The sequence below is a fragment of the Nocardia citri genome (assembly GCF_054065835.1).
On record NZ_JBSUQM010000001.1, the window covers coordinates 593418 to 608803 of the forward strand.

Genomic DNA, 15386 nt, shown 5'->3' on the forward strand with positions numbered 1-15386 from the left:
TCGAGTCGGCTGCGACGCGACAACGACCCCGCCGACGGCACCGTGATTTATGTCGGCGATACCGCGTGGCGCCCGATGCCAACCCTCCCGTTGACCGTCGTGCACCCGCATACTGTTCGAGTGATGATCGCTACGGACCCGTCGACGCCCGTGCCTGATCCCTACCGCCACGATCTGGGCATCGCGCCGCGCTGACCGATGCTCGAAACCGAATCCACCCTGACGAAGCTGCGTGCGCGCGGCGTCGGGATGGTGCGCCGTGCCGAGGACATCATCGATCTGAACTATGTCGGGTTGGTCTTCGCGACGATCTTCTTCGCCCTCTCGGTGACGCCGTCGCTGGTACCGCGTGACTGGCTGTTCCAGGGCCTGATCAGCGGTATCAATGCCGCGCTCGGTTACGGCCTCGGTTGCCTGCTGGAGTGGTTGTTCCGGCTCTGGATCCGGCCCCGGCTGGCCGAGCTGCTGCGCGATCGGATCGCGCCGCCGCCGACCTGGGTGCGCTATGCGGTGAAATCGGCGGTCCTGTTCACCGCGGCCGTCAGCGGGGCCTGCATGCTGGTGCAGTCGGCCCGCTGGCAGCGTGAGATCACCGCGCTGATGGGCATGGAGGGCACCACAACCCCCGCGTATCTGCGCACCGGATTGCTCAGTATCGCTGTGGGGACCGGTGTGGTCGCGGCATATCGGACGCTGCGCGAGATCATTCGGTTCCTGGCCCGTCAGCTCAACCGCTGGGTGCGGGTGCCGCGGGAGCTGGCGCCATCGGCCGGATTCCTGATCCTGGTGATATTGACCGTCACGTTGTTCAACGGCGTCGCCTCGCGTGCCTTGTTCGCGGTGGCCAACTCCGCGTTCAGTGTGCAGAACGATCACACCTCGCCGAATGCGGTCCAGCCGGTGCAGCCGGAGCGGTCGGGCAGTCCGGCGTCGCTGGCGAAATGGGATTCACTCGGATTCGAGGGCCGCTGGTTCGTCTCGCACGGACCTTCCGCGGACCGGATCACCTCGATCACCGGTAAGCCCGCGCGCGAGCCGATTCGGGCGTATGTGGGTCTGGAGTCGGCGCAGAGCACTGGGGCGCGAGCCGAGCTCGCGGTCTCCGAGCTGGAGCGTACGGGCGCTTTCGACCGGAAGGTGCTGGTGGTGGTCACCACGACCGGTACCGGATGGGTGAATTCCATGGCGGCCGGTGCCATCGAGTACATGTACGGCGGCGATACCGCCATCGTGGCCTCGCAGTATTCGTATCTGCCCAGTGTGCTGTCCTTCCTCGCGGACCGCGGCAAGGCATCGGATGCGGGCAAGCAGCTGTTCGACGCGGTCTACGCGCACTGGTCGGCCCGGCCCGAGGGGGCGCGGCCGAAGTTGTTCGTGTACGGCGAGAGTCTGGGCTCACAGGGCTCGGAGGCTGCCTTCGACGGACTCGCCGATCTGCGCTCGAAGGTCGACGGTGCGCTGTGGGTCGGACCGCCGAATTCGAATCGACTGTGGGAACAGTTCGTTTCGCGCCGCGATCCCGGATCGCGGGAGGTCGAACCGGTATACGCCGACGGTCTGGTGGTCCGATTCGCCTCCGACAGTGCCGATCTCGCGCGGCCGACGACCGAATGGCGGGCCCCGCGCATCGCCTATCTGCAGCACGCCTCCGACCCGATCGTCTGGTGGTCCTCGGATCTGATCTTCTCTCAACCGGATTGGCTCTCCGAATCGCGCGGCTCCGACGTGTCCTCGCAGATGCGCTGGTGGCCGTTCGTGACGTTCTGGCAGGTCACGTGTGACCTGTCCAATGCGCAGGGCGTCACCGACGGACACGGCCACCGGTACGGCAGTCTGGTACTCGACGGCTGGATCGCCGTTGCGGCGCCGTCGGATTGGACTGTGGAACAGTCCGACAGGATCCGGGCCGAGATCGAGGCCGCCGAGGACTACGAGCGCGAGATGAAATGACGCTATTCGGGCGCGTCGCGAAAACCGCTGTCGCGATAGCCATTCCGTTGGCATGGAGCAATTGGGTGTTGCCGCGCTTGCCGCTCGAGCTGCGCGGTCGCACTGCTGCCAATGCCGGATTCGCGACCGGCTACGCACTGATATTTCGCGGCCGACCGAACTGGTTGTCGACCGGGGGGTTCGGTTATGGAATCGCCTCGGCGAGCGTGGTCGCCGCCGGTTACGGCGCGGCCGTCGCCACTCCGGAGCTACGCCGGCGCCTCGCCGGATTCGCCGACCGCGCTCCGGACGTGCCGGTCGAGGAGTGGGTAGCGGTACATATCTCGATCGGAACCGGCTACAGCGAGGAACTCATCTTCCGTGCCACACTGAACCCGTTGCTGGACAACGTATTCGGATCATATTTCGGTGCGCTGATCGGAGCGGTCACCTTCGGTCTCTGGCATATCCGTCCTGCCCGCGCAGCGGGCGACAGCGTTCCCGCGACGATTGCCGCGACCGCGGCCGGTGGCCTCGTGTTCGACCTGCTGCGCCGCCGCACCGACAGTGCCACCGCACCCGCGCTGGCGCACTTCGCTCTGAACGCCGGTGGCGCACTCGCGCCGCACGTGGCCGCGGCTCGTTCGCCGAGCAGCTGACAGGCGGCAGCCGAGCACGCTGCCGTGGAACTGCTCCGCCGCCGGCCGCTGTTGCACAGCGCCTGGTCAGTCGATGTGCGGCGGGCACGCTGGCGCACCTCGCACCGATTCGCCGCCGACGGAAATGCGCGACGGCCCGCGGCATCGGCACCGTCGCAGCCCCCAGTAGGCTCGGCATCGTGGCAGGTCGAGCAAAGGTGGATCCAGCGGAACTCCGAGCGGCGGTCGCGGCGGTCAGTGCCTGGCTGCGCGACGATTCGACGCCCGCACCCGCCCGGCCCGAACTCGCCGCCGCGGTCCGCACCACCGCCCGCACTCTCGCCGCCGCCGCACCGGGCCATTCCGTCGAGGTCCGCGTCCCACCTTTCGTCGCGGTCCAGTGCATCGAGGGCCCGCGGCACACCAGGGGCACACCGCCGAATGTCGTCGAAGCCGACCCGCGCACCTGGCTCCTGCTCGCCACCGGCCTGCTCGGCTTCGATGCCGCGGTGACGAGCGGCGCGGTGTCCGCCTCCGGGAGCCGAGCCGCCGAAGTCGCTCATTGGCTGCCGATCGCGCGCGCCGCAGCGGACTGACGATCGTGGCCGTGCAGCCATCCCATGACATTCCAGATGACATCAGGCGAATGTGGCGAATGCGCAGTGTCCGCCTCCGGGAGCCGAGTCGCCGTAGTCGCCCATTGCCCACCGCCGAATAACGATTGTGATCAGGTAGCCGCGAGAACCGTACCGCCCGTTATGAACTGGTGGTCGAAAGTTCAGGCCCTCGACAACCACGCGGACGACGATTGGTTATAGCGGACGCACAGCTAACCGCTCGGGTTGATGGGGGCCACCATGGACAGCGCGATCACCGATCACCGCGACCATTCGCACAAGTACACCATGCGGATCAGTCGCCTGACCATCGATAAGCTCGGTATTCGGCTCTACGACCGGGTTTCCGCGGTGCTCGCCGAACTCATTGCCAACTCCTACGACGCCGATGCCACCAAGGTTGAGGTTTCGCTGCCATGGGGTGTGACGCTCGCGGGCACCATTCACGACGCCGACCACGACCCCTATCGAATTGTGGTGCGCGACAACGGACATGGCATGACATCGACGGAAATCAACGCCCACTATCTGATGGTCGGCTCGGATCGCCGGGTCCGGGTCGGCACTGATCTGTCGCGGCGGCTGGAACGACCGGTGATGGGCCGCAAGGGCATCGGCAAACTCGCGCCATTCGGTATCTGCCGGACCATCGAGGTGGTGTCGGTGGGCGGCACCGACGCCGAGCGCACCGAGAAGGGTTGGCCGGTGGCGAATATCGTGATGAACCTCGATGAAATGCTCTCCGATACCGAACGCGACTACCACCCGCGCCCCGGACCGCAGGACGGCACCTTCAGCACCGAGCGCGGCACCACGGTCATCCTGCGCGACTTCCTGCGTAAACGTGTCGGTTCCGGTTCCGAATTGAGTCGGCAATTGGCCGCACGTTTCGGTCTGGAGCGCGCCGACTGGCAGGTGGAGGTGCACAACAGCGTTGCCGTGCGCGGCGCTGCGCAGAAGTTCGTGCTGCGCGATCTGCCCGTCGATGTCATGGAGGAGACCAGGATCGATGTCGCGAAGCGGCCGGTGTGGATCGGCGATCGCTTCCTACCGGTGACCGGCTGGGCGGCCTATTCCAAACAGCCCTATCGCGATGAGGCCATGGCCGGTGTCCGGATCTACGCGCGCGGCAAACTGGTCGCGCAGACCCGCGACTTCGGTATTCCGGCGGGCTTTACCGGCGAATTCAAATTGCGTTCCTACCTGGTCGGCGCGGTGCATGTGGACTGGTTGGACGATGAGGAAGATCTGGTCCGTTCGGACCGGCAGGACATCATCTGGAATTCCGAACGCGGTGAGGCACTTTCGGTCTGGGGTCGCAATCTCGTACGCGAACTCGGAAGCCTCGGGGAAAGTTCGGTCAAGCGCCGGGTGTGGGAGGAGTTCGTCGAGAAGTCCGGCATTCTGGTCACCCTGCAGTCGATCGCGCCGCAGGATCGGATGTTTCGCAAGTCGGTGATGGATGCCGCCCGGATCCTGGTGAACAACAAGGATCGGGCCGCGTTGGAGGATCCGGCGCATATCGACAGCATTGTGCGCCTGGCGCTTTCGCTCGGCCCGCAGCGCAGCCTGCTGGATACGCTGAAGGAGGTGGCCGAGGACACCGACAACCGGCTCGATGTCGTTGTCGCGCTCTTCGAAACCGCGCGGGTGGCCGAGGTGTATTCGCTCGGCCAGATCGCTTCCGAGCGGGTGGCCGTGGTCGATCGACTGCAGAGCCTCGTCGATGACCGTCGGTCACTCGAGCGTCCCTTCCAGGAGTTGATCGAGCGGGCGCCCTGGTTGCTGGCCCCCGAGTGGACACCTCTCGGCATGAACGAATCGTTGCAGCGGGTCCGCGCCAGCTTCGAACGGTGGTATCGGCAGAAATTCGGCACGCCCCTGGTCACCACCGCGATCGGCAGCGAGAAGCGGGAGCCGGATTTCGTCCTTCTGCACGATGCGGGCGAGCTGTGGATCGTCGAAATCAAGCGGATGGACTACCACCTCACCGATGCCGAGTACAACCGCGCCATCAACTATCTCTACGCGCTCGACACTTTCCTCGAGGAGAATCCGCGCATCGGTGAGCAATTCCCGCGCCGTCGACTCACCTTCATCGTCGACCACATCGATAAGCTGCGGCCCGCCTCACTGTCCTCGCTGCACAGCGACCACCGCGTCGATCGGAGAACGTGGCGCGAACTGCTCGACTCCACGCTGCGCGCGCACCGCGACTTCCTGGATCGCGTCTACGCCATGCGCCTCGGCGAACAATCCGAATCCGATGATGCGGGTTCCGATGTCGGCTAGCCCGACCGGTCAGGCCACTACTCGGCCGTGTTCGGTGAGGCGGTCGAGCCGGGCTGCCTCGATAGCGGGCCGGAAGCCGAAGATCGGGGTGAAGGGGGCCTGACAGAGCGTTCGGCGAGATTGCCGCGGGTGACGGTCGCGGTCACCAGGGCGGTGGTTGCGCGCACCGCGAGTTCGCAGGCGCGCGAGCACCGGCGATCCGGTGATCCCGACCGTCATAATGGCCGGCGCGCTGCGTCTGCGCTCGGGTGCCGATAGTCGTGACGATCTCAGTGACGAACGCAACACTGCGCGGATTCGCCTGTGATGTCGGCGTCCGACGCTGGATATCACCGGGCACCACACTGCCGACACCGAGAACGCCGAGGCTTGAAATCGCTGGGATGAGGATCGTGCCGTAGACCGCACCGGCTTACATGTTCAGTTCGGCCTCGTCGACACCGAGCACTTCCCAGATCGACCTTGTCCGCCGGAATGCCCTGCCGCAGCGGCCCGGGGATCTGTGTGCCGAAATTCACCTGCTGCCCGGGCGACGGTATCGCCGACATGCTGATTCACCAGTGCGATCGGAAGGTCGTGCAGGTTCTGCCCCGCATCCACGACGTAATCCGTATACAGTGTGCCGAGCAGCGCCGTGAGCAGTGTCAGCACCGCGATCGGGGCCCGCCACATCCGCGCAGTGAACGCGCGTAACCGACCTGCCCGTGCCCGCACTGTGCGAGCACCGGCACGGCCGGCACCGTAACACCGTGCCACGCGGAAAACGGCAGCGTCGCTCGCCGATTGCTCTGCCGACCCGGTGGCGGTGATCGCGGCGCATGATCCACCCGTAGAATGGCCGTAGCCCCCAGCCCGCCCGAACAGGGAGCAAACGGTGACCAACGCCGAGATGCCGGTCGAAACTTCCCCCGATCAGGTCGAGAACGAACCACGCGAAGAGTGTGGTGTGTTCGGAGTCTGGGCGCCGAGCGAGGACGTGGCCAAGCTCACGTACTACGGCTTGTATGCGCTGCAACACCGTGGCCAGGAGGCCGCGGGTATCGCCGTCTCCGACGGCTCACAAATCCTGGTCTTCAAGGATCTGGGCCTGGTCAGCCAGGTATTCGACGAGCAGACGCTGGCAGCCATGCCGGGTCATATCGCCATCGGCCACTGTCGCTATTCCACCACCGGGTCCACCACCTGGGAGAATGCGCAGCCGATCTTCCGCACCACCGCGGTCGGTTCCGGACTTGCGTTGGGCCACAACGGAAATCTGGTCAATACCGCCGAATTGAGCGCGCGTGCGCGTGAACTCGGACTGATCGGTATGCCGCCGAGCTCCGGTGGGCGGCCCGCGCCGATCACCGCCACCTCCGACTCCGATGTGATGACCGCGCTGCTCGCGCACGCTGCCGCGGATTCGAGCATCGAGCAGGCCGCCATGAAGCTGCTGCCGACGCTGCGGGGCGCGTTCTGTCTGACCTTCATGGACGAGCACACCCTCTACGCCGCGCGCGATCCGCACGGCGTTCGTCCGCTGGTCCTCGGTCGGCTCGAGCGTGGCTGGGTCGTAGCCAGTGAGACGGCCGCGCTGGATATCGTCGGCGCCGCCTTCGTCCGGGAGATCGAGCCGGGCGAACTGCTGGCGATCGATGCCGACGGTGTGCGGTCCTTGCGTTTCGCCAATCCCGAACCCAAGGGCTGTGTCTTCGAATACGTCTACCTGGCCCGGCCCGACAGCACCATCGCCGGTCGCTCGGTGCATGCCACGCGCGTGGAGATCGGCCGTCGTCTGGCCAAGGAACATCCGGTCGAGGCCGATTTGGTGATTCCCGTGCCGGAGTCGGGTACGCCCGCCGCGGTCGGCTACGCGCAGGGTTCGGGGGTGCCGTACGGGCAGGGCCTGATGAAGAACGCCTACGTCGGGCGCACCTTCATCCAGCCGAGTCAAACCATCCGGCAGCTCGGCATTCGGCTCAAGCTGAATCCGCTGCGCGAGGTGATCCGCGGTAAGCGGCTCATCGTGGTGGACGACTCCATCGTGCGCGGCAATACCCAGCGCGCGTTGATCCGGATGTTGCGCGAGGCGGGCGCGTTGGAGATCCATGTGCGGATCGCCTCGCCGCCGGTGAAGTGGCCGTGCTTCTACGGCATCGACTTCGCCTCGCGCGCGGAGTTGATCGCCAATGGCGCGGGTGCCGATGACAGTTATGACGACATGGTGGAGGCGGTGCGCCGCTCGATCGGCGCGGACACCCTCGGCTATATCTCCACCGAGGGCATGATCGCGGCCACCGAGCAGCCCCGGTCGCGGCTGTGCTCCGCTTGCTTCGACGGTGACTACCCGATCCCGCTGCCCACCGAGGCGGCCATCGGCAAGAACGTGCTCGAGGGCATGCTGACCGGCCAGTCCGAGGCAATGTTGTTGAGCGAGAACGCGAATGCGAGTGCGTTGAGCCGCCCCTGACGATATTCGACCGCTACGAACCCCTCGGCGACCAGAAGGTGTTGATCACACAACCGTCGGCCCGGTGATCAAGTCCTGTGGCGCTTACGACCGGCCGAGGTCCCGGAGAGGCGGGGGAGCCCATCCAGCGCTACGTCCGCTGCAAGCTTGTTATGTGACTCCGGTAGCGTGAGCTGGCATCTATCCGCCGATTCGGTTTGGAGCTTTCCCCGAAAATGACTGAACAGACCCCCAGTGGTGCCGGTGCCTCGTACGCCGCAGCCGGCGTGGACATCGAGGCAGGTGACCGCGCAGTCGAGTTGTTCGGGCCATTGGCGAAGAAGGCCAGCCGACCCGAGGTACAGGGTGGGCTCGGCGGATTCGCCGGGCTGTTCGCACTGAAGGGTGGCTACCGCGAGCCGTTGCTCGCGGCCTCCACCGACGGGGTCGGCACCAAGATCGCGGTCGCCCAGGCGATGGACAAGCACGACACGGTCGGCCTCGACCTGGTCGCCATGGTCGTGGACGATCTGGTGGTCTGCGGTGCCGAACCGCTATTCCTGCAGGACTACATCGCGATCGGCAAGGTCGTCCCGGAAAAGGTGGCCGAACTGGTCTCCGGTATCGCGGAGGGCTGTGTGCGTGCGGGCTGCGCCCTGCTCGGCGGCGAGACCGCCGAACATCCCGGCCTGATGGATCCCGACGACTACGACCTGTCCGCGACCGGCGTCGGCGTCGTCGAGGCCGATTCGGTGCTCGGTCCGGACCGGGTGCGTCCCGGTGATGTGGTGATCGCCATGGGTTCCTCGGGCCTGCACTCCAACGGCTACAGCCTGGCCCGCAAGGTGCTACTCGATATCGACCGGATGTCGCTGACCGGCCATGTAGAGGAGTTCGGCCGCACCCTCGGTGAGGAGCTGCTGGAGCCGACGCTCATCTACGCCAAGGACTGCCTCGCGCTGATCGCCGAAACCGATGTGCGCACTTTCGCACACGTCACCGGTGGCGGCTTGGCCGCGAATCTGGGCCGGGTCATTCCCGCGGGCATGGTCGCCGAACTGGATCGCGGCACCTGGAATCCGGCACCGGTATTCAAAATGATCGCCCAGCGCGGCCGGGTCGAGCGGGTCGAGATGGAGAAGACCTTCAATATGGGTGTCGGCATGGTCGCCGTGGTGGCGCCCGAGGACGTCGACCGGGCTCTGGCCGTGCTGACGGCACGGCACATCGCCTGCTGGACCCTCGGCACCGTCAAGAAGGCCAAGGACGCCGACGCGGTGCGTGCTGTACTGGTCGGCGAGCACCCGCGCTTCTGAGAGTTGTTACGACATAGCAGCGTCCCGCATCGTCGGATGCGGGACGCTGCTGTTTGTGCAAGCCTCGAATGGTTGGTCCGGTCACGCGGCGTCAACGGATGAAGGGGGAGGCCCGTCGGCCTCCCCCTTCATCGTCTACCGAGTCAGCGGCGCCAGTCGTTGTAGTCGTCCTCGTCCCAACGGGATGAGGAGTCGTCCGCGTCGTGCTCATCGGACAGCACACCACCACTCCGCTGGGAGGTGGGGTTACCCGAAAGCTCGCGCTGAAGGCTCGCGAAGTCAGTCGGCGCGGAGCTGTACTTCAGCTCGCGTGCGACTTTGGTCTGCTTTGCCTTAGCCCGGCCACGGCCCATGGCTGACCCCCTCGCGTCACTGCGGGGCGGCCTGGGGTTTGTTGGCGGCCCCGTTCGAATTAATAATCTTCCTGACAGACACTTTAGCGTGTGTCAGGCGGTCGCGCTTCCATGAGTGGGGGAAGAACTCCGGAAGTGGTGCCGTTTGCCCGGTTGTCGCCGCCGGGCCGACGGCTCAGACGACCCCGGGAATCGCTCGGATGACCCCGACTCTGGCGCCGCCGCCGAGCACCGGCGGCGCCGCGAGCTCGGCGTGCGCGGCGGTCCATTCGATGCCCATGCGATGCAGAATGGCCAGCGTCAGGGGGATTCGCGCGCGATCGTGACCGTCGGCGATCTTGTAGGCGAACGCCGTTCCGTCCGGTAGCGCGCCGGCGTGCACACCGTCCGCGCCGATCTTGCAGACCAAGCCGGGGGTGGCCTGCATGGTCAATAAATCGGGTGCGTTCGTGCCGGAAATCACTCGCGGATTGGCGCGAATCGCATCGGCGACGCGCCGCTGCGGTGAACCGGGCGCCGCGGTCGCCATGGCTGCGAAGACCCGGGCCAGATTCACCAACGAGACCGGGATGATCGGTAATCCGCAACCATCGATGCCGAGATCGGTCCCGGGTTCGCCGGTGAGGTCGGTGATAGTGGCGAGCACCGCCTGTTGCAGTGGATGCGTCTGATCCAGGTAGCCCTTGGTGGGCCAACCGTTGATGGCGCAGGTGGCGAGCATGGCCGCGTGCTTACCGGAACAGTTCATGTACACGCGGCGGGGTTCGGACCGTGCCTCGGCCCGTGCGCGCTCCTCCTGGGGCAGGTCGGGCGGGCATTCGAGGGCCTTCTCGTCGAAGCCGAAACGGTCGAGCAGGCGTCCGACCAGGGCAACGTGATCCGGTTCGCCGTAGTGCGATGCGGTCGCGATGGCCAGCTCGGCATCGTCGAGCGGTTCGAAGCCATTGCGCAGCAGGGTGATGGCCTGCATGGGCTTATTGGTGGAGCGCGGGAAGATCGGGACGTGCACCTCGCCGAGCGCGAGGGTCGGTTCACCGTCGGCGTCGAGGATCACCACCGAACCGCTGTGCACGCATTCGCGGAAGCCGGAGCGGACGACCTCGACCAGTTCGATTGTCATAGCTCGGCTCCTGTCGGTTCACCGTGCTGTTCGCGGGTGCCGGCGGCATCGACCCGCCGCACGAGGGCGCCAGCTGCATCTACGCGCTGCTCGACGGCGTTCGCGGGGCCGACCTGCTGCTCGGGTGCGCTGGCCGCGTCGACCTGTTGTGCACGGGTGCCGATCGCAGCGATGCGCTGCTCGCGAGCACCGCTGGCACTGGCGTGGCGGCGGCCGTGCCGCTCGATCTGCATCCGCACATCATCGGAGATCGTCGGTTCGGTCGCGAGCAGAATCGCCAGAAGATCGGGATCGTGGCCGGTGAACAGGTCGCGGACGGTGATGCCGTGCTCGGGCGTGTGCACGATGCGAACCTCGTCGCCGACGCCGATCGTGCCCTCGTCGAGGACGCGCAGGTAGGCGCCGGTATCGCTGCGCAATGTGAAGCGTTTGACCCAGTGCGCCTCGCCGGACCAGTGCTGGAAGGTGGCGCACGGAACGCGGGGCGCGCTCACCTCGAGCAGTGTGTCACCGATGGTCCAGCGCGCACCGATCACCGCATCGCTGACCGGCAATCCGGCGATGCGCAGATTCTCGCCGAACCAACCCGCAGGCAATTGGCGGCCGAGTTCCTCGCCCCAGCGGCGCGCATCCTCCTCGGCGTAGGCATACACGGCCTGATGCACGCCGCCGTGATGCTCGGTGTCGCATACGTGATCGCCGTCGAGCCCTAGCGCCCGCACGCCGACACGATGGGGAACCGGCCGCTTGTCGATGGCCGTCCGGCCGACGCGGTTCGACAGCTCGAGCTCGGCGTGGACGACGCATACGGCAAGGACCCGAGCGTTATCGAGCCGCATCAGCGGCCACGCAAGCGGTCGACGGCGATCCGACCCGCCTGGGGTTCGTCGTCGGCGGGGACGGAATCCGGATCGATGGCGGCGGCGGTCGGGCCCGCGACCAGTTCGGTATCGGCCGGGATGGTGCGTTTGATCAAAGCCAGTGCGATGGGGCCGTATTCGTAATGGTCGACGACCGTGCCGAGGCGGCCGACGGCACGACCGCCCGCGGTGACGTCCGTGCCGGTGGTCGGGCGTTCGTCGGCGGAACCGTCGAGCTGCAGCAGCACCAGGTGACGCGGCGGTTTGCCGAGGTTATGTACCCGGGCCACGGTTTCCTGGCCGCGGTAGCAGCCCTTGTCCAGGTGCACCGCGCCGTGTTCGGCGATGCCGCCGATCCAGCGGGCCTCGTGCGGGATGGTCCGTTCGTCGGTGTCGAGTCCGATCCGGGGGCGCAGCGCCGCGACGCGCAGTGCCTCGAAGGCCCACATGCCCGCGGGTTCGGCGCCTGCCGCGGTGAGGCGGGACCAGCGGTCGACGAGTTGGTCGCGTGGGATGACCACGTCGAAGGCGTCGGTGGTCGGCCACGGCATCCGGCGCAGGAATCCGCCGTCCGGCAGTGACACCGCCTCGTAGGTCTGCGGGAGGGTGGAAATGCCGAGCGTTTCGGTCAACTCGATAACGCGCGGTCCGAGCAGGCTCAGCACGGCGTAATCGGCGGCCTCGACCGGTTTGGCATCGGCCCAGAAGACCATCTTCGCCAGGAATTCCAGTAGCGCGGGTCCGCGCTCACCCTCGGTGTCGATCCACACTGTGCCGTCCAGTTCGGTCAGCACGAAATGGTGCAGCACCCGGCCGTTCAGATCGAGATCCAGGTTTTCGGCCGACCGACCGTTACCCAGGTCCGCGATGTGCTGGGAGCTGATGGTGTGCAACCAGGTCAGCCGCTCGGCCCCGGTGATTTTCAGGACGAAGCGATGCGACCGGTCGACGATCGCGACCCGCTGCGCGGCGGCGCGCTGCTCTCCGAAGGGATCCCCGTAATGCCAGGCTACGGCGGCATCCGGTGTACCGGCTGCGGCCGCGACGGCGCCCGGGACAGCGAGGATGGGACTGGGTGCGACGACCACGGACACGTAACCACTTTAAGCGCGAACCGGCAGTGGTGGCTTGGTGGGTGTTGCGCGGGGTCGCAACCGTATTGGGGCACAACTGTGTCATGGGGGCTTACGGAAGTCGTTCATGACCTAGGCGCGGCCGAGGAACACCGCCTACGCTCGACCCATGGTGGATCGAGTTCTTGTAACGCTCGACGGTGCCGTCCAGGATCCGGACGCGCCGTTGTTGTTTGCCGACGACATCGGCGTACTGCGCGGCGACGGTGTCTTCGAGTCGGTTTTGGTTCGTGCCGGAAATGCGTGCGCGATCGAATTTCATCTAGGCCGACTGCGTCGTTCGGCGCAGGCGCTCGATCTACCCGAGCCCGAGCTGGGGAAGTGGCGGGATGCGATCGAGACGGCGACGAAGGAATGGGGGACCGAGCGCGAGGGCCTGCTGCGGCTGGTGCTCACCCGTGGGCGCGATACCGAGCTTTCGGCCCCGTCCAGCGTCACCTCGGGGGATCTCGCGGCCGCGGTGCCGGTGCCGACCTCCTATGTCCTGGTGCTGCCGGTGCCGGAGCGGGTGCACAAGGCGCGCACCGACGGTGTCGCGGTGGTTTCGCTATCGCGCGGAATCTCGATCGATCTGGCCCAGGCGGCGCCGTGGCAGCTGCTGGGAGCGAAGACGCTGTCCTATGCCACCAATATGGCGGCGCTGCGGTTCGCGCAGCGGATGGGTGCCGATGACGTGATTTTCACCAGTACCGAGAACCGGGTGCTGGAGGGGCCGCGCTCGTCGGTGGTGATCGTGCGCGACGACCAGTTGATCACCCCGCCCGCGAAGAATGGCGTACTGCCCGGGGTCACCCAGCGCGCGCTGTTCGCCGAGGCCGAGAAGGCCGGGTGGAAGTGCAGCTACGACCAGTTGTTCACCGCGGACCTGCTGACCTGCGACAGCATTTGGCTGCTTTCGAGCATCACACTCGCCGCGAGGGTGAATTCGCTGGACGGATTGCGCATGATGGCGCCGGACAATGCGGCCGAAATCACCGAATTGGTGGACCGAGGAGTGGAGCGGGCCGGGGCTATCGGCGATTGGTGAGTTTCGCCGAGCCGTGATCTTCGTCCTACTACGACATGTAGGAGTTCCCTGCGAACTCGGAAAACAGGTCGTCGCGGCACCGGCGCTCCTGTGTGTCGTGGTGCAGGACTCCTTGCTGGACCCCTTTCCGGGCGTACGCTTACTACGTCATGTCGTAGTTCGGCGGGAGGTCAGTTTTGAGCGTCCTGGACTTATCGCGTTGGCAGTTCGGCATCACGACCGTCTATCACTTCATTTTGGTTCCGTTGACAATCGGTCTGGCCCCGCTGGTGGCGGGTATGCAGACGGCTTGGGTGGTTACCGGCAAAGAGCAGTGGTACAGGCTGACCAAATTCTTCGGAAAACTGTTCCTGATCAACTTCGCACTCGGTGTCGCGACCGGCATCGTGCAGGAATTTCAGTTCGGCATGAACTGGAGCGAATACTCCCGCTTCGTTGGTGACGTCTTCGGCGCACCGCTCGCGCTCGAGGGGCTGGTCGCATTCTTTTTGGAGTCGACCTTCCTCGGCCTGTGGATTTTCGGCTGGACCCGATTGCCCAAGACGGTGCACCTGGCGACGATCTGGCTCGTCGCGATCGGTGTCAACGCCTCCGCGTACTTCATCGTCGCGGCGAATTCGTTCATGCAGCATCCGGTCGGCGCCAGATACAACCCGCAGCGTGGGCGTGCCGAGCTCACGAGCATCTGGCAGGTACTCACCAATAACACGACGCTGGCAGCATTTCCGCATGTCGTTGCCGGTGCCTTTCTCACCGCGGGAACTTTCGTGGTCGGGATCTGCGGCTGGTGGATGGTGCGCAATGCGCGCAGTGGTGACGAGACCGCAGTCGCCGAGGCGCGAACTATGTGGCGTCCGGGCGGACGGGCCGGCCTGTGGGTGATCGTGGTCGCCGGTGTCGCGCTGTTCTTCACCGGTGATGTGCAGGGCAAGCTGATGTTCGAACAGCAGCCCATGAAAATGGTTTCGGCGGAATCGCTGTGTAATACCGCAACCAATCCGGACTTCTCGGTATTGACCATCGGCACGCACAACAACTGCGATAGCGTGACGCACGTCATCAAGGTGCCGTATGTGCTGCCGTATTTGGCCAAGGGCAAGTTCAGCGATGTCACCCTGGACGGCGTCACCGATCTGCAGCACGCGTACAACGCCAAGTTCGGGCCCGGCGACTACCGGCCCAATCTGTTCGTCACGTACTGGTCGTTCCGCGCCATGATCGGCCTATCGGCCGGTGCGATCCTGCTCTGGTTGGTTGGTCTCTGGCTGACCCGCGGTGGCCGGATCACCGATAAGCGCTGGTACTCATGGCTGTGCCTGATCGCCATCCCGACCCCGTTTCTGGCCAATAGCGCGGGCTGGGTCTTCACCGAAATGGGTAGGCAGCCTTGGATCGTCGCACCGAATCCGACCGGCGACCAGAGCCTGCGGCTGATGGTGCACCAGGGCGTCTCCGACCACGTCGCGGGCACGGTGATCACCTCGCTCGTGGTCTTCACCCTGCTGTACGGCGCGCTCGCGATGGTGTGGTTCTACCTGATGCGGCGGTACACGATCGCCGGACCCGACGCGCCGCCGACGATTCCGCCCGGCGGCCCGGACGATACGGGCGGCCGTCATGGGGCCGAAGAGCCTGCCGTCGAACAGCTTTCGTTCGCGTATTAGGAGCCGACG

Annotated in this window: 11 protein-coding genes and 1 pseudogene; 8 read left to right on the forward strand and 4 right to left on the reverse strand. The window is 66.0% G+C overall.

Going from position 1 to position 15386, the window contains the following annotated elements:
• Positions 1–198: 198 nt before the first annotated feature.
• The 6 genes from ACW2Q0_RS02845 to purM all read left to right on the forward strand — a co-directional run bounded on the left by ACW2Q0_RS02845 (position 199) and on the right by purM (position 9220).
• Positions 199–1950, forward strand: a complete 1752-nt coding sequence (locus ACW2Q0_RS02845) for an alpha/beta hydrolase (protein ID WP_457185724.1) — start codon at positions 199–201, stop codon at positions 1948–1950.
• Positions 1947–2588 (forward strand): CPBP family intramembrane glutamic endopeptidase, encoded by a 642-nt coding sequence (locus tag ACW2Q0_RS02850; RefSeq protein WP_457185726.1) that lies wholly within the window; start codon positions 1947–1949, stop codon positions 2586–2588. Before ACW2Q0_RS02845 ends, ACW2Q0_RS02850 begins: the two co-directional genes overlap by 4 nt.
• A 179-nt stretch (positions 2589–2767) precedes the next feature.
• A complete protein-coding gene (locus ACW2Q0_RS02855; protein WP_457185728.1) occupies positions 2768–3163 on the forward strand; it encodes a sterol carrier family protein in 396 nt (131 codons plus the stop codon).
• Positions 3164–3424: 261 nt separating this feature from the next.
• Positions 3425–5476 (forward strand): ATP-binding protein, encoded by a 2052-nt coding sequence (locus tag ACW2Q0_RS02860; protein ID WP_457185730.1) that lies wholly within the window; start codon positions 3425–3427, stop codon positions 5474–5476.
• 889 nt (positions 5477–6365) lie between these two features.
• On the forward strand, positions 6366–7925 hold the full coding sequence (gene purF, locus ACW2Q0_RS02865) for an amidophosphoribosyltransferase (RefSeq protein ID WP_457186112.1): 1560 nt from the start codon (positions 6366–6368) through the stop codon (positions 7923–7925).
• Positions 7926–8140: 215 nt separating this feature from the next.
• Positions 8141–9220: a phosphoribosylformylglycinamidine cyclo-ligase gene (gene purM / locus ACW2Q0_RS02870; RefSeq protein WP_457185732.1), complete on the forward strand. Its 1080-nt coding sequence runs from the start codon at positions 8141–8143 to the stop codon at positions 9218–9220.
• Between the two features lie 143 nt (positions 9221–9363).
• Here purM and ACW2Q0_RS02875 read toward each other — a convergent pair whose 3' ends face one another.
• From ACW2Q0_RS02875 to ygfZ, 4 genes and pseudogenes are all read right to left on the reverse strand, one after another.
• A complete protein-coding gene (locus ACW2Q0_RS02875; protein ID WP_457185734.1) occupies positions 9364–9573 on the reverse strand; it encodes a DUF3073 domain-containing protein in 210 nt (69 codons plus the stop codon).
• A 175-nt stretch (positions 9574–9748) separates the two neighbouring features.
• On the reverse strand, positions 9749–10693 hold the full coding sequence (locus tag ACW2Q0_RS02880) for an asparaginase (RefSeq protein ID WP_457185736.1): 945 nt from the start codon (positions 10691–10693) through the stop codon (positions 9749–9751).
• A 224-nt stretch (positions 10694–10917) separates the two neighbouring features.
• Positions 10918–11532 (reverse strand): annotated as a pseudogene (locus tag ACW2Q0_RS02885) (MOSC domain-containing protein); the annotation flags it as partial.
• Positions 11532–12647 (reverse strand): CAF17-like 4Fe-4S cluster assembly/insertion protein YgfZ, encoded by a 1116-nt coding sequence (ygfZ, locus tag ACW2Q0_RS02890; RefSeq protein ID WP_457185738.1) that lies wholly within the window; start codon positions 12645–12647, stop codon positions 11532–11534. The pseudogene ACW2Q0_RS02885 and the gene ygfZ, both read right to left, overlap by 1 nt.
• 148 nt (positions 12648–12795) lie before the next feature.
• On the opposite strand from ygfZ, the gene ACW2Q0_RS02895 reads away from it, so the two are divergent.
• Together ACW2Q0_RS02895 and ACW2Q0_RS02900 are read left to right on the forward strand one after the other, a co-directional pair.
• Positions 12796–13713 (forward strand): aminodeoxychorismate lyase, encoded by a 918-nt coding sequence (locus tag ACW2Q0_RS02895; RefSeq protein WP_457185740.1) that lies wholly within the window; start codon positions 12796–12798, stop codon positions 13711–13713.
• A gap of 176 nt (positions 13714–13889) precedes the next feature.
• Positions 13890–15377, forward strand: coding sequence for a cytochrome ubiquinol oxidase subunit I (locus tag ACW2Q0_RS02900; RefSeq protein ID WP_457185742.1), 1488 nt, complete (start codon positions 13890–13892; stop codon positions 15375–15377).
• The last annotated feature ends 9 nt before the right edge of the window (positions 15378–15386 follow it).